Genomic DNA, 17,716 nt, shown 5'->3' with positions numbered 1-17,716 from the left:
GGCGGGCCCGGGGGGCCGCCGTGTTGCGGACGCGGCTACAGGGTGGCGGACCAGGCACCGCGGGACAGGGTCGTCTCCCCGTCCGGCGTGATGGTGACCCAGGCCCCGTAGACAGGGAGCTCGCCCTCCCGGTCGAGCCGGCTGCGGACCCGTTGCACCTCCCGCCACAGGCGGCGGGGGGCCGCCCTGGTGCACGGTCGGCGAGCCGAGGAACTCACTCGCCGAGGAACTCGGTCGCCGTGGCACGCGCCCAGGAGCCGTCGGGGTGCAGCAGCCACACGGTCCAGGTCGTCCTCGCGGTACCGGCAGTCGATGCCCAGGACCTGAAGGCCAAGCATCGACATGACACCCCAGGAATCCTGCGGATTCAGCAGCGGATACCGGCAGGTCGCCACCTCTTCCCCCTCCTGTTCCAGCGCCACGTCCCAGACGTGGCTCGCCGGGTCGTCGTAGTCCTCGCCGTGGCGGGTGCGCACGAAGCCGGCCGCATCGGGCTCGATACGGCCCACGGCGCCGCCGTTGTCCGTCTTGTCCGCGGTGAGGATCAGCCCCGTCCCCGCGATGGTGGCGACGAGCCGCCCGCCCGGCCGCAGGGCAGCCAACCACGAGACGGGCACCGGCCGCACGGACGTGGAAGACCCGTCCCGCCGGGGTCTTGCGGGACACCAGCGGGACGGGCGTCTGTGGGTGCGGACCCTGGCCCTGCGGTCGCCGTGGGGCCCCTCACCGGGGCAGGGTGCCGCGTCAGCGGCGGCGTGGGGCGTTCGCGCAGCGGCAGTGGATCCGACCCGCCCGAGCGGCGGCGCTGCCGGAGGGGCTGACCTGTCGTACGGCACCCAGGCGTCGCCTGCCTCGATCGGCTTGTCGCAGGCCAGGCACATTGCCACGCCGGTCAGCGCGTCGTAATGGTCGCACAAAGCCACCACCGACCGGGCCAGCCGCCTGACGCGTTCGACCTCGCCGTGCAGGCCCGTCGACTCGGCTTCATCCAGGCGCCGGCGGGCCTCGCCGACAGCGGCCAGCGCCACCTTCGCCGGAACGTCGTCCGGGGGCAGGACGTCGGCGAGCTGCTCGATCCGCGGGATCAGCTGCCTCAGGTAGCCGCGGAAGTCCTCACCGAAGCCCTTCACCGTCTGGTGCCGCGGCAGCATGCGCTGATCGAGGAACCAGCTCGCCTGGGCACGCATCAGGCCGGTGGACAGCGCGGGAGTCTCGGTCTCATTGCGGGTGGCGTTCACCGGGCGGCCCTTCCACCGACGACGCAGCGCGGGCAGCGGCACGGGGGGTACGCGGTGCTCAGCGGCGTCAGCTCCGGCGTCTGGTCGTGCGGGACGCTTACCGTGGCGCGCGGCGGGCTCACCACGCCGTCCCGGCTGACCGTGTACACCTCGATCGTCATCTTCGCACCCCGTGAGCGCTGCTCGGTTGGGGCTGTAGCTTTCATGGTGTCGCAGCTCCTTCGCGGCTGTGGCCACGCCCCCGGACCGTTCGCCCGGTCGCGGGGGTCCTGTCTGAGCTGTCGACGGTAGGAGCGGTTCGGATCGCCGAGAGGTAAGGTTCCTACCCCCTTGGCGAGGGGTAGGCTTCCTACCCCCTACGCGATCACACGGGCACCCCCAAGTCACGAGCCAATCCGAGGGCGTCATCGCGCACCATGCTCGGGCCCGACTTGACCAACTCCGGCAGGACACTGCGCGTGTGCAGGTTGTACCGGATCGTCTCAGGCGACTCCTCGTAGGCCTTCTTGAGCAGGGAGACGACCGCCACGCGCTCCCCGGCCATGCCGTACGCGCGGGCCGTCTCGATCAGGTGGTACGAACGGCGGGTCGCCGACGGGATCCGGTCCAACTGGAGGGCGTCCGCGACCTGGAGTGCCTTGCCAGGCTGTACCAGGTCGTTGTGCATGGTGATGGCGTAGCCGTCGACGATGCCCCGCCCGAACATCAGCCAGGGGTGCGCGTAGTCGTCCCCGAGCTGGCGGGCGGCTGTGTCGGCCTTGTCCCAATACCGCCACGCGTCCCCGGTCTGCCCCGTCTTCGCGTACGACAGGGCGACCGCCAGGTAGAGCAGGCCCCGGCGGGCGATGTGGTCCGGGTCGTCCTGGTCGGGCAGGAGTGCGGCAGCCTGCTCGGCCAGTTCGACGCGCGCCTCCGATGCCTCTCCGGCGTCCCGGTGGACGTGGTTGACGTACCAGGCAGCCGCGGCGATCGCGCGCGGGCTGTCGGCGTCCTGAGCCGCCGTCATGGCCCGGTCACCGGTGAGCATCACCAGATCTGGGGCGGGCTGGAAGGACAGGAACAGCTGGGCCAAGTGGTAGGTCTCGGCGAGCGCGACGAGGGCGCGCCGGCGGTCGGCCCCCTCGAGCGCGCGCGTGGCGTGCTGGGTGTCGGCGAGCAGACTGGGCAGAAGGGCGACGATGCGGGAGCGATTGCCCTCGATGGTGTCCCTCGGGCCCGTACGGCGGTCGCGGGCGTGCCACAGCTTCCACGCCTGCCGCAGGCGTGCAGCGAGCACCTCGGCGGGCTCGGGCTGCCGGTCGGCGGGGACGAGTTGGTAGGTGGTCAGCGCGCGCTTCACGACGGGTAGGGTGTTGTGCTGGGCCTTGCTGTAGGTGGTGGCCGCGATGCGCTCATCCCCGGTCAGCTCGGCGATGTCCTCGATGCCGAGGACATGCGCGAGCCGGAGAAGCTTGGGCAGGCGAGGCATTCCGATGCGGCCGGTCTCGACGGCCTTGACCCACTCGGTGGACTGGTCAATGAGGCCCGCCACGACGGCCCTGGTTTTCCCCGTGCGTTCGCGGGCGCGTTGAACGCGCTGCCCGAATGTCGAGGGGACTGGAATGTCGGTGTGCTCGGGCATACTTGGCTCCGTTCTGCTTCGACACCAGAACGGTACCCCTGGCATTGCTGGGAGTAGCAGCGATCGGCCCCCATCTGCACCGATGGGGGCCGTCGTGCTGTACGCCCATATCCGGCCCGCTCGTGTCGTCGGCGGCGCCCCGGGCTCCCCACAGCCCTCATCGACCGGAAGGCGCCAACGGGCAAAGTGCGGGACCACACTGAGGGGTGTGTGCTCCCCGCATCGCAGACAGGCGCCGTGACAGGCGCCCCCTCGTGCCGACCGGCCTCGGCGCCTACTCGCTCGGCCTAGGCTCACTATGCCTCCTGGGCCAACCCAGGGGCATTGCATGAAGCGGATCGGTCCGGTTCACGCGACTTGTTCGTGACGTTGCGTCATGTCCCGTTCTGGGGTCGGGAAGCAGTGCAGGCACGGCGCCAGTGATCATGCGGTTGTCGAGACCCATGAGAACCGAACGAGACCGTGCCTGCCCCTGCATCATCCCCCATGCCCGTCGCGCTGGAGCACCTGGCCCACGCTCCTTCCTCCACACCCCTCATCGACGCAGCCGGTCTGCGTCCCTTCCTGGACGCGGTGCCCGACCCGCGGGATCGCAGGGGCCGCTGGCACCCGCTGTCCGCGGTGCTGGCCGGCGCCCGCTCCCTGGCCGCGATCGGCGAGTGGATCACGGACGCACCACGCTGGGCCGTGCGCACCCTCGGTTTCCCCCGGACCCCCTGAGTGGGCAGGTGGTGGTCCCGCACCCGGCGACGGTGCGCCGTCTGCTCGCCCGTCTGGACGGCGACGCCCTGGATGCCGCGATCGGCGCCTTCCTGTCCGCACGGACAGCCCGCACCCGTGATGAGCCGGGCACGCTGCGGCCCATCGCGGTGGACGGCAAGACCGTCCGTGGCTCACGCACCCGGACCACCGTGGCGATCTCGCTGCTGTCCGCGATGGTGCACAGCGGAGAGGTCCTCGCCCAGCGCCAAGTCGCCGACAAGAGCAACGAAATCCCCTCCTTTGCCCCGCTGTTGAACGCCGTCGACCTCACCCATGCCGTGATCACGGCGGACGCCCTGCACACCCAGCACGGCCACGGCACCTACCTGCGCTCGCGAGGAGCCCACTACATCGCCGTCGTGAAGAGGAACCACCCCGGCCTGTTCGACCGCGTCCGCACCCTGCCCTGGCGCGAGATCACGCTCGACCACTACCAGCGCACCCGGGCCCACCACCGCGACGAGATCCGCCGGCTGAAGACCGCCGCGTTCGCCCACCTGGACTACCCCGACGCCCGACAGGCCCTCCAAGTCGTGCGCTGGAGACGAGACCTCGGCTCGGGCAAGCTGTCCATCGAGCGCGTCTACCTGATCACCAGCCTGCCGCCCGGCGCGGCCACCGGCGCCCAGCTCGCCTCCTGGATCAGAGGCCACTGGGGTATCGAGAACCTCCTCCACCACGTCCGTGACCGGACCTTCCGCGAGGACGACTCCACAATCCGTACCGCTCAACTGCCCCGCACAATGGCCAGTCTCCGCAACCTGGCCATCGGCCTCCACCGACAAGACGGCCAGAAGAACATCGCAGCCGCCCTCCGGCACGCGGCCCGCGACTACCGTCGGCCCCTGGCACTCCTCGGCCTCACCGGATGAAACCAGACAAGATCACTGACTCTGTTGCTCAATTCGTCTGAGCTCGGGGACCGCTGATGCGCGAGGGCGACTTGCCCGATTTTTAACGTTCTGGTGGTGAGACTGCGGGCACGGGACTGACGAACCAGATGCTCAGGAATAAGGAGTTGCGGGCGGCGGATGCGGCGTGGGCGGCGGCCCGGCTGACCGAGGCGCTTGGAGACCCGTTGGCGCGTTGGCACCGTTAGCCTGTCGGTATGCCAGAGCGTGTCATGCCCGGTCGCACGGACGGCCTGATCACCCTGAGTGCCGCGGACGCTCTGTGGGTCGATCTGACGGCCGACGGTGCTGTGCCGACGGCTTCTGGGGCATTCACCTGCTCTCCTGCCCATGCCCGGGTGGGGTACGTCCTGCTCGGCGGCCATGTGGTGGCGACGGTGAGGGCGAGCAGCGGTCAGTGGAGTGTTCCGGAGCTTGAGGTGCGCCGGGCAGCCGCGGAACTGAACGCGGTGGGGATGGATCGGCAGGACCTGGTCCGCATCGGTCCGTTTCGTGGGGCGCCGAGGCAGGAGTGCAACGAGGAAACGCCACTGCGTTGGCGCCGGCGCATCACGGCGGAACTGCAGGAGCTGGGCGGCCCCGAGCGGGCAGCACGACGTGAAGTCGGCCGGCCGTACCATCTGGCGGGGATCGACTGGCGACAGATACTCGTGGAGCAGACCCGCGACGGGACGCAGCGGACGTGGTGGCTGCCGCGCGCTGTGGTCAGGCTGCTCGACGCGGCCGAGCACACCGAAACGCAGTGGGTGCACGCCGCGCGGACCCGCCAGGCAAGCGCAGCCGTCACCGAGCCGCCCCCACCCCCGGCAGGCCCGAGACGCCGACGGTCGGCAGACGACGAGCCCCGAGGGCGGCCCGCCGCTCACTGCGCCCGTACAACGGAGAGCTGGAAGGCCAGCTGTACTCGGTGCTCAGCAGGAAGCCCGGTACCTCCCGCAGGGTGGCCGGGTGGGCGTGCGCCGTCTGCCGCACTGCGCCGCCACCGTCCTCGACCACTGCCACGAACACGGCTACGTCCGCGCCCCCTCTGCCAGTCCTGCAACACACAGGAACGCCCCGACCACCTGTACAGCAACGACATCCGCGTGGCGAACCGCTACACACGCCTCTTCCACACCGACACCGACCACTGGCTTCGCCACTGGCACCGCTGCCCCGGCTGCCGCGCACGCACCACCCTGCCCCTGCCGCACCTCGCCGCATGGACCGCCCACATAGCCTGCCGATCACTGCGCCCGACCCACCGAGCCCCCCGCGGGCGCAAGCCCTGCGGTGTCCTGCGCGCGTCCTGGACGGGCAGTCAGAACGCGCCCCGTTCCTGCCTGCTCACCGTCACAGTCGACTTCTGCCCCTCCGGCGAGCACCGTGTCCTGGCGCGAGTCCCCTACCGCGAAGCCGCCGAACGGTTTCGCATCTGGCTGGCCGAGACGGCCCGCGTGGCGCGCGGCCGGACGACACTGGACGGCTCCCTGCCAGCCCGGCCAGTCATCGCGGACACCAGCAGCGAGGGCCTAGCACTGTTCTAAGTGGTCTGCGTCGTAAGTCCTTCGGGGGTTGATCATGTTGCCGGGGCGGCGGAGGATTCTTCTGGTTCGGGTGTGCCGGTCGAGCCTGGCCAGGAGATCGTCCAGGTCGGAGGTGGTGAATCTCCACTGGAACGGCTGTGCCGTGGCGTTGTAGCGGTCTTCGAAGGCTCGGAGCGGTCGCGACCTCGTTGAGGTCGGTGAAGTCGTTGGGTGTCACGACCTTGCGCTGCACAACGGAAAGTAGATTCCATGGGTTTAACCAGGAGGCGTGGACCGGGGTGTGGACGAGGACCGTGTTCGGGTAGGCGGCGGTCAGCCGGTCGGCGGCCTTCTTGCCGCGGTGGGAGGAGCCGTTGTCCACGACCCAGAACACACGTTTCGCGCTGGCGTAGGGCTCTTGGGTCATGACCTGGTCGACCAGGGCCATGAACGGGGCGATGCCGGTTCTCGGCTCGCAGCGGCCGAAAGTCTTCGCGTGGTGGACGTCGTAGGCGGCCAGGTAGGCCAGGGCGCCACCCGGCCGTAGGTGTGGTTCACCCGCATCGCCCTGGCCTGCCCGGGGCCAGGGCGGGTGGCAGCGGCAGCGGGCCTGGATGGAGGTCTTCTCATCCGCGCTGATCACGTACTCGTCCGCGCAAAGCGCTTCGCCGTTCCAGATGCGGGCATAGAGGTCGAGCACGCGCTCGCCCTGGACCGGAAGGCAGGGTCGGTGATGAAGATCCAGGACTGGTACTGCCAGGGCTTGAGCGCGTCCTGCTTGAGCCAGCGCCGCACGGTGGAGGCGGAGATCGCGCCGGCGATGGCGCGGCCGACGACCTCGCGGGCCAGCTCCGGGGCCGACCAGCGCGAGAGCGGTGTGCCGCTCTCGGCGGGCAGTTGGCAGGCCAGGGCCTTGACCTGGGCGGTCTGCAGCGGTGTGAAGGAGGCGGGACGCCCGGAGCGCTTGCGGTCGGACAGGGCGGGCAGCCGGTGCTCGGCGAATCGGCCGCGCCAGGTGCGGACGGTGTCCAGGTGCAGCCCCATCTCGCGGGCGATGCGGGCGTTGGGGCGGCCCCGGGCCGCGTGCAGGACGACCTGGCGCGCTGACGGAGCCGGTGCTCGGTCTTGTGGCCGTAGGCCATCGTCTTGAGCCGCTTGCGCTCGGAGGCGGTCAGGGTTATCGGGCGGGCAGGGGCAACGGGCAAGGCGGGCAAGCCGATCACGAGAAGTGGATCACGACAGGCCGTATCCTGCCCGCCCCGATCGCCGACCCTCCGGCAGGATGTCCGCTGTGCCAACCCTCGGAACATGCCCGGCTCCAACTCGAGCTGTATCTGAACATGCGCGCCAAGGCCGCTTGGCCGCAGCTGGCCGGCCTGCGCGTCCGCCATGGGCCAGTACGCCTACGTGGACGGCGAACTGGCCTACGGCCAGAGCGTCAAGCTGATGCGCCTGCGCTACCACGGCACCGCCAGCCGTTGGGGCTTCGCCCTGCACGACCCGGCCAGCGACCGCTACCAGGACGCCCTCCTGCCCACCGGCAGTGGCAGCGGCACCCCGGAGGACGCCCTCGACACCGCCTGCCACCTCCACCTCACCGCCTTCGACAGCTGACAGCTGACAGCTGACAGCTGACAGCGCACACACCCACGACCGGCTCCGAAGTCAACCCCCGAAGGACTTACGACGCAGACCACTAAGCGAGCACCGAGAGACCTGACACCCCAACGTCACCCCGCAGCTGCTGGCCCCGACACGGTCACCCCGCACACCCCAGCGAAATGCGCAGCAGAGTTCCCGGCCGAGGCACGTCGCGGGGCGTGCCGGGGCCCCATGACGCGCAGCATCGCGGGCAAGGGATGCGGCAGCACGGAGCGAGGGAGCAGGGCGCGCAGCGCACCGGGACCGCCTGCCGCCTCCCGCAACGCGTGAGCGCGCGCAGCGCTCGATCCGGTGGGCGCACAGCGGCCACCGGACACCCGGCGAGGCGGTGCGGCGCGCGGAGCGTGCCGCACCGCCGACCGGCACGCATTCGGGCGGAGCCGCGCCCACCCCGGAAAAGGAAAGAGCAGTTGCTGCGCCCGGCCGCCGGTACAGGCGCCCGTCGGGCGAGCATGCAGGGCTCGAGGCTCCTCGGCCCGCGGCATGCTGCTCGCGCAGTACCGGCGCTAAGAGGTCCTAACAAAGGCGTTGCACATGCCGGTAGGTGATGAGGCAGGTGGCGAGGCCGAGGAAGGCTTCGTGGATGTCGTCGCGTCGTTCCCAGCGGATGCGCAGGCGGCGGAAGCCGTGCAGCCAGGCGATCGTTCTCTCGACGACATACCGGAAGGTGCCCAGGCCGGAGCCGTGGGGCTGGCCTCGTTCGGCGATCACCGGGCGGATGCCCCGGGCCCACAGCAGGCGCCGGTACTTGTCGTGGTCGTAGCCGCGGTCGGCGAGCAGTGCGTCGGGCCGGCGCCTGGGCCGGCCAACGGTCCCGGCGACGGCGGGGATCTTGTCGAGCAGGGGCAGCAGCTGGGTGACGTCGTTGCGGTTGCCGCCGGTCAGCGACACCGCGAGCGGGATGCCCCGGGCGTCGGTGAGGACGTGGTGCTTGCTGCCCGGTCGTGCACGGTCGACCGGGCTGGGACCGCTTTTGGGCCCCTGCGGGCGGCCCGGACGTGGAAGGAGTCGATCACCGCCCGGGACCAGTCCAGCTTCTTGGCCGACCGCAGTTTCTTCAGCAGCAGCACATGCAACTGGTCCCACACGCCGGCCTCGTTCCACGCGGCCAGACGTCGCCAGCAGGTCATGCCCGAACCGAAGCCCAGCTCCTGCGGCAGGTACTCCCACTGGATCCCGGTATGCAGCACGAACAAGATCCCGCACAAGGCCTGCCGATCCGGCACCCTCGGCCGGCCCTCCACCAGCTTCGGACCCGGCTGGGGCAACAACGGCTCGATCAGCGACCACAGTTCATCCGACACGATCCACTGAGCTGCCCCGAGTTTCGTGGAGTCCGCGGACTGTCCCGAGTTGGGCGGAGTCGAGTTGCTTGGTTTCACGCTACAGGCGGGGAACGGAGTTCGTACTCCACCGGGCTGAGCATGCCCAGCGCGGAATGCCTGCGCTGTCGGTTGTGGAAGATTTCCAGGTACTCGAAGAGCGCGGTGGACAGCTCCAGGCGGGTCCGCCACCGTCTGCGGTTGAGCAGTTCGACCTGGACCCGAGCCCAGAAGGACTCCATCATCGCGTTGTCCACGCAGTCCCCGATGGAGCCCATCGAGGGCAGCAGGCCGGAGGCCCTCGCGCGCTGGGTGAACGCCCAGGACCCGAACTGGGTGGATTCAAGTGGTCGTCGCAACACCTCGTAGTTGGAGGTGTTGTTGGTGGCTGTGGGGAAGCGGCAGCAGGCTGTCCGGTCGTATCGGGGCCAGATCCCCTCGGCTGGAAGACACCCGCCGAAGCCCTCAATGAGCATCTACTATCGCTCCAGGAGCCCGGTGTTGCGACGACCGGTTGAACCTGGGCTGCACTCCGTGATCGGAGTGGATGATGGTGCCGCCCGGCCGCGGGGAGCGGTTGCCGATGGCCATGGCCAGGGCGTTGGTGGTCAGCGCCGCGGTGGGTGAGGCGTCGATCGACCAGCCCACTACGCGTCGCGAGAACGTGTCCAGGACGACCGCGCAGTACACCTTGCCCTCGAAGGTGGGGTGCTCGGTGATGTCGGTGACCCATAACTGGTCCCGGGCGTGACGGGTGAAGTTCCGCTCCCCCAGGTCGGTGACGGACGGGGTGACGTGCTTGGCGCGGGGGCGCCGGCTGCCGGGCAGGCCATGCAGGCCGGCGCGCTGCATCAGCAGTTCCACGGTGCCGTGGCTGACGTGGATGCTCAGGCCCAGGCGGAGTTCGGCATGGACCCGGCGCGTGCCGTAGGTGCCGCGGGAGGCGGTGTGGATGCCCACGATGGCCTCGGTCAGCCAGGCGTGCTTGACCAGGCGCTTCGACGGCGGACGGTCCCGCCAGGCGTAGTACCCGGACTCGGCGACATGCAGCACCCGGCAGGCCAGCTGCACCGGCAGGTGCTCGCGGGCCATCACGCGGATGGCTTCGAACCGCCTTTTGGGGACGTCGCCGTACCCAGCAGTTCGGCGGCCCGCCGGTGGATGGCCAACTCGGCCTCCAACTCGGCGATGCGCTTGCGGGCCGCGGCGAGCTCGGACAGGTCGCTGCTGGTCGTGCCGGGCAACTGGCCTGTGTCGATGAGATGTTGGCGGCGCCAGATATAGATCGTCTGGTCGCTGATGCCGAGGAGTTGGGCGACCTCGGCGACCTTCCTCCCGGATGCGACGAGATCGAGAACCTTGCGGCGGAACTCGGGCGAATAGCTGCGGGGCATCACGGCCTCCGAAGGCTGCTGGATCGTCAATTGTCCCAGCAACCCGACTCCATCAGAACCGGGGCATACCACATTCTCCGCCGCACCGGACGGGGAATCTACGCGCTCGAACTTGAGTGGATCCCGCCCGACCTCCACTGGCCTTCGGATTCAGGCCACTTGACAGCCGCAGATCGGCCCTAACTCCGTGGTCTTGGAGTACTTTCTGGGGGCAGCCATGGTCGATGTTCCTCTCATGAGTCCCATCTGACCCTCTGTCACCACACTCCGCATCTCGGGGGAACCTCATACATTGAGCCATTGGCCGAGTTGGCCCGCTGCATCGACGAACACAACACCTTGACCAGGCTGTCGGCGTTTTGTATCTCCCCTCTACCAGGGGCGACAGGCCGGTCGACGGGGACGGCGTGGCGCGCGATGTTCCGCGCGGCGTTGAGGTCCCGGTCGATTCTGAGAGCGCAGTTGGTGCAGTGGAACGTCCTGTCCGCGAGCCTGAGGCGTGGGTTTTGCCATCCGCAGGCGGAGCGGGTCTTGCTGGACGGCCACCAGCGGTCCAGGACCGCGAGGCTGGAGCCGTACCAGCGAGTCTTGTAGGTGAGTTGGCGGCGCAGCTCGCCGGGTGAGGCGTCCAGGATGGACCGGTTGAGGCCAGCTTTCTGCTTGACACGGCGGCCAGGCTTGTCGAGGGTGCCGCGTGCGGTGCGGGTCATCCCGGCGACGTTGAGGTCCTCGATACCGTCATGTCCGGTTCGGCGGGAGGCCGTGCGGAAAAGGACTCGCCTTCGGCGAGTACCTCGCCGCGCGGCCCACCCATCCGCCTGGCTGCACGGCTTCCGCCGCCTGCAGATCCGCTGGGAGATACGCGACGACATCGACGCAGCCTTCCTCGCCCTCGGTTGCGCACTCATCTGCTGGCGACGCCTGAACTCATCGCAGTAGATGTTCTTACAGTTCGGCCTCGCCCCACTCCTGGACGACCACCTCGTCGCCGACAGACAGCTTGCCCGGCCGCACCACGGAGAACTTCGCGCCGAACACCACGCCTCCGCTCGCCGCTCGCCGGTAGCTTGCGAGCGTACGCAGCGGCTCCCGCCCCTGCCGCGCCCCGGCCTCCTGGTCGACCAGGGTGACCGCGCAGCGCACCGCGAGCTTGGCATAACCCAGTTCGGCCCCGCCGATCCTGATGCCGCGCGCGCGGTCCTCGGCGTGCGGTACGGCCGCCCAGTCGCCACCGTCACTGTCATGGCCTTGGCCGGGGCCGCTGTCGACGACGATGTTCGGGCGGAAGCGGTTCATCGGCAGGGGCGGGGAGCCGCGCTCGGCCATCCGCCGGTTGAGGAGGGTGAGGGAGGACCGGGACAGCAGGTGTACGGCGCTGCTGTCGGCGTAGCCGGAGGGGCCGGGGGTCAAGCCGTCGGCGACCCGGTCGTGCTCCGGGGGCACGCGGACCAGACGGCTGGGGGTGCCGAGGACCTCCGAGAGCCAGGCAGCGGCTTCGTCGCCCTGGTCAATCCCCTGGAAGGCGGCGCCGAACAGGTCGACATCGCGTCGCAGCGCGGACGTGGTGACGTTGAGGCGCACCGTGCCATAACGGCCCGTTGTGTCGCTCGAGTCGAGCGTGAGCCGGCTGCCGTCGGCGCTGACTGCGGGTCGGATCAGGGCGAGGCGGGGATGGCGGCGCTGGGTGCGGTAGACCCCGTCTTCGCTGATCACCATGAAACTGCGGTCGTGCGCGAGTCCCGCCGGTGTGAGGAGCGCGTCGCTTATCGACGTGCCCGCACATCCCTTGATGGGGTAGCAGATGAGATCTACGACGTCGGCCATGTGCCGCCTCCTTCGATCGACGGCCAGACTAGATCGCCAGTCCTGATGTGGTGATGTCATCAGTCTCGGAGTGATCCAACCACCTTGAAGATCATTTCGTTAGGAGTTCTCAGGCGGAGGCGGAGGCCACGAAAAACGGAATGGCGATGAGGAAGCGGCCAGCCTCGGCGCGTCGGCGCTGTTCGGCGAGCCACTCGTCCGCCTGGTCACGGCCGACGGCTCCGCTGGCGCAGGCTGGCTCGGCGAGCCTCGCGAGCAGCGACAGCATCGCGGGGTCGGTGAACACGCTGGTGTGCACCTCGACCATGACATCGTCGAAGCCGCCCGCCAGGAGCAGGCTGCGGTACTGGCGGCCGGCGCGGGGCGTGCCCAGGAGGTCGGCGCGGGCGTGCACGATCGTGCGGGTGAGCGCCGCGTCATCCGAGTCGATCATGATGGCATCCCAGTCCTGACCAACCAGGACGATCCTGCCGCCCGGGCAGAGGACCCGTCGTGCCTCCGCCACCGCGCGCCCTGGCTCCTGAAGTACGTGGAAGACCTTGTCGGCACGGTAGCCGCGTACGCTTCCGTCGACGAACGGCAGATCCTCCGCCCCCGCTTCCCGGAACTCGGCGTCGGCCCATCGCTCCCGGGCCGCGGCCAGCATCCGCGGGCTGGGGTCCACGCCCACCGCGTGGACGCCGCGTTCGGCCAGCTCGGCGACGGCTCGTCCGGCGCCGCAGCCGACGTCCACGACGGTCGAGTCCGGGACGAGAGACAGCAGTTCGTAGGAGCGGGTCCGCAGCCGAGTGGCGCTCGGCATCTGGTCCGCAGCGTCGAGGACGGCCAGCAGGGCTTCGGTGTCGCGATGCTCTTCCACCGCTTCCTGATTCTTGGACATGGACGTCATGCTGCGACTTAATGTCGGCATGAAGTCAAGCGAAGACGGCGGCGCCGGCACGTTGAGCATCGGCGCCCTCGCGGCACGGTTCGGCCTGGCCACGCACGTGCTGCGACATTGGGAGGCGATGGGCCTGCTGCACCCCGGACGGGACGCTGGCGGGCGCCGCCGCTACGGTGCGGACGACCTCACCCGCGTGGCGACGATCCTCATCTTGAAGGAGGCTGGCCTTGGCCTGAACACCATCAGGAGCCTGTCCGCAACCGCCGACCGCGCCACCCGGCACGAGATCCTGCGCCCCGCGGCCGAGGAACTCCGGTCGAGAATCGCAGCGGCCCAGGCCTCATTGGAACTCATCGAGGGCGGCCTGAACTGCGAGTACGAGGACGTCACCCAATGCCCGAACTACCGGCGGCTCATCGCCGAACGGACCGCTCCCCGAAGTCCGGCCGGAGAGCCGGTGATCGAGGCCGTGACACCAACCTCATGAGACGGCACATCTAAGCTTGACTCTGTCGGGGATCTTGGAGTTTCCCGGTGCGGCAGCATGATCAGCGGGCATGCTCGGGTAGTTCTGCCGACCGATGCAGCTGTCGAGGTGCCCGTTGTCGCTTCGCCCCCGTTCCGGTGAGCAAGTCCCGCCTCTGACCGCGCAGATCGCGCGGGCGAGCAACCCGGGCGGTACGACGGCGATGTGGGTGAGAGACCGGCTGGACGGGCTGTGGTGCGACGAGGACTTCGCCGACTGGTACCCGCGTGACGGGCGTCCGGGTCTCTCGCCTGCCCAACTGGCCACCGTCTGTGTGCTGCAGTTCCTGCTCGGTCTGTCGGACCGGCAGGCTGCCGAGGCGGTGCGCTGCCGCATCGACTTCAAGTACGCCATGGCCATGGAGCTGGACGATCCCGGCTTCCACCACAGTGCTGGCCGACTTCCGCGACCGTCTCGCCGAGGACGACCGCGCCGACCGCCTCCTCGATCTCGCGCTGGCCCGCCTGAAGGAGGCCGGTCTGGTGCGCGAGCGCACCACGCAGCGCACCGATTCCACCCACGTCCTGGCCGCGGTGCGCGACCTGACCCGGCTGGAGCTGGTCACCGAGGCCGTCCGCGCCGCACTCGAAGAAGTCGCCGGCACATCCCCTCACCTGCTGGACGAACTGGTCGACGAGGACTGGGGGCGCCGCTACGGCCGGCCGGTCCGCCTGGGCAAGAACCCCACCAAGCCCAAGACCAGGATCCTCGCTGCCGGCGACAACGCCGTCCGGCTCCTGGAACACCTCTACCGGCACGGACGAGACCACACGTCCGGCCCTCGCGTCCAGGCCCTGCGCCAGATCATGGTGCAGAACTACACCGCGACGCCGCAGGCCGCCTGCGCTGGCGCACCGCCGAAACGGAAGGCGGGCCCGGACTGTCGCCCTCGTCCCGGGCGGTCATCTCTCCCTACGACACCTCGGCCCGGTTTGCACGGCACGGACACATCATCAGCTGGAAGGGGTTCGCCGCCCATCTGACCGAGACGTGTGCTCCCGACGGCCCCAACGTGATCACGGACGTGGCCACCACCGCGTCCACCACCCACGACAGCCAGGTCCTGCCCGGCATCCACACCCGCCTGGCGCGTCGCGGACTGCTGCCCGCCGAGCACCTGGTCGACGGCGGCTACACCTCCCTGCCCCACCTGGAACAAGCCGCACGTGAACACCAGGTCACCGTCTCCGGGCCGCTGCCGGGCAACCCCACCCGCCAGCACCGCCGGAACGAGGGCTTCGCCCGGGACGACTTCCACATCGACTACGACCATCAGCAGGTCACCTGCCCCCAGGGCCAGGTCAGCGCGGGCTGGCACGGCCCCTACCCGACCTCCTCGCCCACCGCTGCCCCGCTGATCGTGGCACGGTTCACCAAGAGCCAGTGCCAGCCCTGCCCGGCCCGCACCCAGTGCACCGCCACCGCCGACAGCGCCCGCACCGTGGGCTTTCCCCCGCGAGAACTCCGCGACCTGCAACTCCGCGTCCGCGCCGAGCAGCAGACTGCCGAGTGGAAGACCCGCTACGCGGTCCGCTCCGGAGTGGAGGGCACGGTCAACGAGTTCGCCCACGGACACGGCATGCGCCGCTGCCGCTACCGAGGACAGGGGAAAGCCCACATCCAGCACGTTCTGACGGCCATCGCCGTCAACATCGAGCGCCTCAGCGGACTGCCACCGGCCGGGGAAACACCTACGCCCCGCCGACCGACTGCCTTCCAGAACTACCTCGACCAGCGCGAGATACCCCGGCTGAAGTCCTGGCGAACCCTGGGCAGCTGACCTCGGTAACTCCAAGATCCCCGACAGAGTCAAGCTAAGTGCCTCTAACAGCAGCCCGTCTGGTGCGGGCAGAGTGCTGTGGCCCTGCCCGCACCAGCCACGGGAGAGAACCTCGGATGACGGCCGATCCGATTACCGCAGGGGAACGACTTGCTGGCGAGGTGATACGTACACGCCTGGCCGACAGCACCTTCGCCCGCCGTGTCCGCCAGCGGTTCCAGACCTGGGAAGTCGACCACGACACGTTTCTCGCCCAGGTCGAGAGCGTTGTACTCATAGCGCTGCTGGCCACGGCCGATGAGCCCGACGCCGACACTCCTGAATCCTGGTGCCCGGCCGCGGCGGCCGTCTTACGGCAGCAGCAGACTGCGCAGCTGTTCGCCACCCTGCCGACATCGTTGCCGGACCCGATCAAGCTGCGGGTGGACCAACTGCGGCTGGTTTCCGCCGGACTGACACCGCGATCGGGCCACCGCTGGCTGAGGCTTTCCGACACCGCTTGCGAGTTCCTTGAGCCTGCTGCACTGCTTGACGAAGAGGGGGAGCCGCCAACGCCGCGTAGTTAAGCGGCTCCGGGCGCACTGCAAAGGGGTTGGCCTGCGGGTTCGTCAGACATGAGAACGGGACCTCCAATTAGCCAGAGAAGCCGTCCAACGTCTCCTGTTGCGAGTCTTGTCATGCAGGGCTCAGACACAGCTTCTAACGCGCAGTCGGCCGTACCGTCTCGTTAGCGTCCTGGCTGACGTAGGGGCAGCCACCGTTCCCCGACGCCAACACGCTGCTCGTGCACGGCCGCCGCCCCTGCCCTGGTCGACAGCAGATTCGTCAGCCATTCAGAAAAGACTCCGCGCTGAGCGCAGGGCGGCATAAGAGGCCATCTCATTTGGCGAGTCTGCGGTAGCAGATGAGGGTGCAGGCGGCGATGTTGGTCGCACCCGCTCAGCCGGCCGAAGTGTTCTGTGTCGCCTCGCGTGCTTCGGTGAGGGCTCGCTGCCTGAGGTTGCCGCCGAACAACTGAATCGTGGTGGCGGCCAGGATGTCATCCCTGCCGATGGTCCGCCCGTCCCCCCTGCGGGTGGACAGGGCCCGGAGGGAATCCTTGAGGAACGGGGGTGGGGCCGGCTCGCCCGACATCACTAGGGTGACCGTACCGAAACGTTTGACCCCGCCCTCGCGGACGACCATGGCCGCGTCCCGGGCGAGGTCCGTCAGGAACACGCTCGCGATTCCGTCCAGGTCGCGGACCATCGCTGGGACGGCCGTCGCCCCCTGGCTCCGCAGCAGCTTCTTGACCCCAGCCTCGAACCTGTGGGCGCCGACCACAGCACTCGGTTTGCGCGACCTGCTGCGCTTACGAGAAGGCACGATGACACCCTCGGCGTCGTACAGGACACCGGTCAGGCCTTGAAACGTCGGGCTGTGGTCGTACCACTTGTTACCCACCTCGAGCTCGACGTTCCGGTCGATCGCCGAGAGAAGGTCCCCGGGAACCAGCTTCTTCCGGGCCTCCGCCGCCGCCGCTCTCCTCGCGCCGTCGATGATCTCCGTCAGCACTGTCCGCGTCACCGACGCGGCGGCCCACGCGGCCGACCGAGAGACGTGCATCGAGGTCACGTCCCTGAACACCGCTTTGACGAGAGAAGGCTTGAACGGCGAGACATCCATGACCGAGGCGGTCTCGGGACCGCTGCGCTCAGGGCGTGCGGGCTGTGTGGTCATCGGAAGAAACGCTCCCTGCTGTCGGAGTTATCAGAGGCCCACACTTCACCACGCAGACCCGCTCTCTTCCCCCATCCTCCGTCGAAGCGGCACCCGGTCAAGGGCCTGACGGGCACATCCCGACGGCCGGGCCGATGATTAACCACCTCCCGCACGCCCTCGTACCGTGGCACCTGCGTCCCCCGTCCGGCTGCACCCCGTTCTCCCTAGCCCCTGCCACCGAGGAGGAGCGGCCGGTGAAGCGCACGCAGGACGACAAGTGGGCGGCCAACCTGCGGGGCGGCGAAGGCGTTCCGCGCCGCCCGCCCCGATCTACATCATCCTGGACAACCTCTCCGCCCACACCGGCGCAAAGATCCGCCGCTGGGCGAAGAAGCACAAGGTCGAACTGTGCTTCTTCGCCCCGACCAACGCCTCCTGGGCCAACCCGATCGAGGCCCACTTCGAGCCGCTGCGGCAGTTCACCCTGGCCAACTCCCACCACCCCAACCACACCGTCCAGACCCGTGAAGTCCACACCTCCTCCCCCGCTTCCAGCCCTACGCCCGCGCCCAAGGCGTACCGGAACT

General features: G+C 69.3%; 20 protein-coding genes and 4 pseudogenes. 11 read left to right on the top strand and 13 right to left on the bottom strand.

What is annotated here, in order from left to right; all coding sequences use genetic code 11:
• Positions 1-35: 35 nt before the first annotated feature.
• The 3 genes from StrepF001_RS46385 to StrepF001_RS12755 form a co-directional block, all read right to left on the bottom strand.
• Positions 36-1,238, bottom strand: coding sequence for a DUF6415 family natural product biosynthesis protein (locus StrepF001_RS46385; protein ID WP_206306847.1), 1,203 nt, complete (start codon positions 1,236-1,238; stop codon positions 36-38).
• The gene (locus StrepF001_RS12760; protein ID WP_129798319.1) at positions 1,235-1,444 is read right to left on the bottom strand and encodes a hypothetical protein; all 210 of its coding nucleotides are present in this window, start codon (positions 1,442-1,444) and stop codon (positions 1,235-1,237) included. Before StrepF001_RS12760 ends, StrepF001_RS46385 begins: the two co-directional genes overlap by 4 nt.
• Before the next feature lie 158 nt (positions 1,445-1,602).
• Complete coding sequence (locus StrepF001_RS12755) at positions 1,603-2,859, bottom strand: helix-turn-helix transcriptional regulator (RefSeq protein ID WP_129798318.1); 1,257 nt, start codon at positions 2,857-2,859, stop codon at positions 1,603-1,605.
• Between the two features lie 486 nt (positions 2,860-3,345).
• Between StrepF001_RS12755 and StrepF001_RS47760 the strand changes: the two genes are divergently transcribed.
• The gene (locus tag StrepF001_RS47760; RefSeq protein WP_240797448.1) at positions 3,346-3,579 is read left to right on the top strand and encodes a transposase family protein; all 234 of its coding nucleotides are present in this window, start codon (positions 3,346-3,348) and stop codon (positions 3,577-3,579) included.
• Positions 3,580-3,587: 8 nt separating this feature from the next.
• Positions 3,588-4,493, top strand: a complete 906-nt coding sequence (locus StrepF001_RS12750) for an ISAs1 family transposase (RefSeq protein WP_240797447.1) — start codon at positions 3,588-3,590, stop codon at positions 4,491-4,493.
• A gap of 822 nt (positions 4,494-5,315) precedes the next feature.
• On the opposite strand, the gene StrepF001_RS47755 is transcribed toward StrepF001_RS12750, so the two are convergent.
• Positions 5,316-5,540, bottom strand: coding sequence for a hypothetical protein (locus StrepF001_RS47755; RefSeq protein ID WP_240797446.1), 225 nt, complete (start codon positions 5,538-5,540; stop codon positions 5,316-5,318).
• A gap of 77 nt (positions 5,541-5,617) precedes the next feature.
• On the opposite strand from StrepF001_RS47755, the gene StrepF001_RS47750 reads away from it, so the two are divergent.
• Positions 5,618-6,058 (top strand): hypothetical protein, encoded by a 441-nt coding sequence (locus tag StrepF001_RS47750; RefSeq protein ID WP_240797445.1) that lies wholly within the window; start codon positions 5,618-5,620, stop codon positions 6,056-6,058.
• Between the two features lie 618 nt (positions 6,059-6,676).
• On the opposite strand, the gene StrepF001_RS46375 is transcribed toward StrepF001_RS47750, so the two are convergent.
• The gene (locus tag StrepF001_RS46375; RefSeq protein WP_206306833.1) at positions 6,677-7,081 is read right to left on the bottom strand and encodes a helix-turn-helix domain-containing protein; all 405 of its coding nucleotides are present in this window, start codon (positions 7,079-7,081) and stop codon (positions 6,677-6,679) included.
• Between the two features lie 345 nt (positions 7,082-7,426).
• On the opposite strand from StrepF001_RS46375, the gene StrepF001_RS12735 reads away from it, so the two are divergent.
• Positions 7,427-7,651: a hypothetical protein gene (locus StrepF001_RS12735; RefSeq protein WP_206306832.1), complete on the top strand. Its 225-nt coding sequence runs from the start codon at positions 7,427-7,429 to the stop codon at positions 7,649-7,651.
• Between the two features lie 564 nt (positions 7,652-8,215).
• On the opposite strand, the gene StrepF001_RS12730 is transcribed toward StrepF001_RS12735, so the two are convergent.
• The 5 genes and pseudogenes from StrepF001_RS12730 to StrepF001_RS12710 all read right to left on the bottom strand — a co-directional run bounded on the left by StrepF001_RS12730 (position 8,216) and on the right by StrepF001_RS12710 (position 11,125).
• A protein-coding gene (locus StrepF001_RS12730; protein ID WP_129798455.1) for an IS5 family transposase occupies positions 8,216-9,006 on the bottom strand; the annotation gives its coding sequence in 2 pieces (ribosomal slippage) (positions 8,216-8,682 and positions 8,682-9,006; 792 coding nt in all).
• Between the two features lie 71 nt (positions 9,007-9,077).
• Positions 9,078-9,356: pseudogene (locus tag StrepF001_RS12725) on the bottom strand (integrase core domain-containing protein); the annotation flags it as partial.
• Positions 9,357-9,486: 130 nt separating this feature from the next.
• Positions 9,487-10,113 (bottom strand): IS3 family transposase, encoded by a 627-nt coding sequence (locus StrepF001_RS12720; protein ID WP_129798316.1) that lies wholly within the window; start codon positions 10,111-10,113, stop codon positions 9,487-9,489.
• Positions 10,113-10,415: a transposase gene (locus tag StrepF001_RS12715; RefSeq protein ID WP_129798315.1), complete on the bottom strand. Its 303-nt coding sequence runs from the start codon at positions 10,413-10,415 to the stop codon at positions 10,113-10,115. The genes StrepF001_RS12720 and StrepF001_RS12715 overlap by 1 nt, the downstream gene beginning before the upstream one ends.
• A gap of 257 nt (positions 10,416-10,672) precedes the next feature.
• The gene (locus StrepF001_RS12710; RefSeq protein ID WP_240797444.1) at positions 10,673-11,125 is read right to left on the bottom strand and encodes a transposase; all 453 of its coding nucleotides are present in this window, start codon (positions 11,123-11,125) and stop codon (positions 10,673-10,675) included.
• A 106-nt stretch (positions 11,126-11,231) separates the two neighbouring features.
• Between StrepF001_RS12710 and StrepF001_RS12705 the strand changes: the two are divergent.
• A pseudogene (locus StrepF001_RS12705) lies at positions 11,232-11,354 on the top strand (IS5/IS1182 family transposase); the annotation flags it as partial.
• Positions 11,355-11,360: 6 nt separating this feature from the next.
• Here the strand turns inward: StrepF001_RS12705 and StrepF001_RS12700 are convergent.
• Both StrepF001_RS12700 and StrepF001_RS12695 read right to left on the bottom strand, forming a co-directional pair.
• Positions 11,361-12,239 carry an MOSC N-terminal beta barrel domain-containing protein gene (locus StrepF001_RS12700; RefSeq protein WP_129798314.1) on the bottom strand — a complete coding sequence of 293 codons (879 nt, stop codon included), beginning with the start codon at positions 12,237-12,239 and terminating at the stop codon, positions 11,361-11,363.
• A gap of 109 nt (positions 12,240-12,348) precedes the next feature.
• Complete coding sequence (locus StrepF001_RS12695) at positions 12,349-13,119, bottom strand: methyltransferase domain-containing protein (RefSeq protein WP_129798313.1); 771 nt, start codon at positions 13,117-13,119, stop codon at positions 12,349-12,351.
• Positions 13,120-13,147: 28 nt separating this feature from the next.
• On the opposite strand from StrepF001_RS12695, the gene StrepF001_RS12690 reads away from it, so the two are divergent.
• The 5 genes and pseudogenes from StrepF001_RS12690 to StrepF001_RS12680 all read left to right on the top strand — a co-directional run bounded on the left by StrepF001_RS12690 (position 13,148) and on the right by StrepF001_RS12680 (position 15,994).
• Entirely contained in the window at positions 13,148-13,609 is a 462-nt protein-coding gene (locus StrepF001_RS12690) for a MerR family transcriptional regulator (RefSeq protein WP_129798454.1), read from the top strand.
• A gap of 94 nt (positions 13,610-13,703) precedes the next feature.
• A pseudogene (locus tag StrepF001_RS50070) lies at positions 13,704-13,979 on the top strand (transposase); the annotation flags it as partial.
• Positions 13,980-14,037: 58 nt separating this feature from the next.
• Positions 14,038-14,631, top strand: a complete 594-nt coding sequence (locus StrepF001_RS47740) for a hypothetical protein (RefSeq protein WP_240797487.1) — start codon at positions 14,038-14,040, stop codon at positions 14,629-14,631.
• A gap of 29 nt (positions 14,632-14,660) precedes the next feature.
• Positions 14,661-15,428, top strand: a complete 768-nt coding sequence (locus StrepF001_RS47735; protein ID WP_240797480.1) for a transposase — start codon at positions 14,661-14,663, stop codon at positions 15,426-15,428.
• Between the two features lie 116 nt (positions 15,429-15,544).
• The gene (locus StrepF001_RS12680; protein WP_129798312.1) at positions 15,545-15,994 is read left to right on the top strand and encodes a hypothetical protein; all 450 of its coding nucleotides are present in this window, start codon (positions 15,545-15,547) and stop codon (positions 15,992-15,994) included.
• A 373-nt stretch (positions 15,995-16,367) separates the two neighbouring features.
• Here StrepF001_RS12680 and StrepF001_RS12675 read toward each other — a convergent pair whose 3' ends face one another.
• Positions 16,368-17,147, bottom strand: a complete 780-nt coding sequence (locus tag StrepF001_RS12675) for a hypothetical protein (RefSeq protein ID WP_129798311.1) — start codon at positions 17,145-17,147, stop codon at positions 16,368-16,370.
• A 289-nt stretch (positions 17,148-17,436) separates the two neighbouring features.
• Between StrepF001_RS12675 and StrepF001_RS12670 the strand changes: the two are divergent.
• Positions 17,437-17,664, top strand: a pseudogene (locus tag StrepF001_RS12670) (transposase); the annotation flags it as partial.
• Between the last annotated feature and the right edge of the window lie 52 nt (positions 17,665-17,716).

Origin of the sequence: Streptomyces sp. F001 (assembly GCF_004187715.1) — a bacterium.
GTDB lineage: Bacteria > Actinomycetota > Actinomycetes > Streptomycetales > Streptomycetaceae > Streptomyces > Streptomyces flavusporus.
This window is presented reverse-complemented; position numbering and strand designations above follow the sequence as displayed.

Excerpts from the sequence above, each read along its gene's own strand:
- StrepF001_RS12760 (WP_129798319.1), bottom strand. The coding sequence starts at position 1,444 with ATGAAAGCTACAGCCCCAACCGAGCAGCGCTCACGGGGTGCGAAGATG.
- StrepF001_RS12755 (WP_129798318.1), bottom strand. The coding sequence starts at position 2,859 with ATGCCCGAGCACACCGACATTCCAGTCCCCTCGACATTCGGGCAGCGC.
- StrepF001_RS47760 (WP_240797448.1), top strand. The coding sequence starts at position 3,346 with ATGCCCGTCGCGCTGGAGCACCTGGCCCACGCTCCTTCCTCCACACCC.
- StrepF001_RS46375 (WP_206306833.1), bottom strand. The coding sequence starts at position 7,081 with ATGGGGCTGCACCTGGACACCGTCCGCACCTGGCGCGGCCGATTCGCC.
- StrepF001_RS12735 (WP_206306832.1), top strand. The coding sequence starts at position 7,427 with ATGGGCCAGTACGCCTACGTGGACGGCGAACTGGCCTACGGCCAGAGC.
- StrepF001_RS12720 (WP_129798316.1), bottom strand. The coding sequence starts at position 10,113 with ATGGCCCGCGAGCACCTGCCGGTGCAGCTGGCCTGCCGGGTGCTGCAT.
- StrepF001_RS12715 (WP_129798315.1), bottom strand. The coding sequence starts at position 10,415 with ATGCCCCGCAGCTATTCGCCCGAGTTCCGCCGCAAGGTTCTCGATCTC.
- StrepF001_RS12710 (WP_240797444.1), bottom strand. The coding sequence starts at position 11,125 with ATGACCCGCACCGCACGCGGCACCCTCGACAAGCCTGGCCGCCGTGTC.
- StrepF001_RS12700 (WP_129798314.1), bottom strand. The coding sequence starts at position 12,239 with ATGGCCGACGTCGTAGATCTCATCTGCTACCCCATCAAGGGATGTGCG.
- StrepF001_RS12695 (WP_129798313.1), bottom strand. The coding sequence starts at position 13,119 with ATGTCCAAGAATCAGGAAGCGGTGGAAGAGCATCGCGACACCGAAGCC.
- StrepF001_RS12690 (WP_129798454.1), top strand. The coding sequence starts at position 13,148 with ATGAAGTCAAGCGAAGACGGCGGCGCCGGCACGTTGAGCATCGGCGCC.
- StrepF001_RS12680 (WP_129798312.1), top strand. The coding sequence starts at position 15,545 with ATGACGGCCGATCCGATTACCGCAGGGGAACGACTTGCTGGCGAGGTG.
- StrepF001_RS12675 (WP_129798311.1), bottom strand. The coding sequence starts at position 17,147 with ATGACCACACAGCCCGCACGCCCTGAGCGCAGCGGTCCCGAGACCGCC.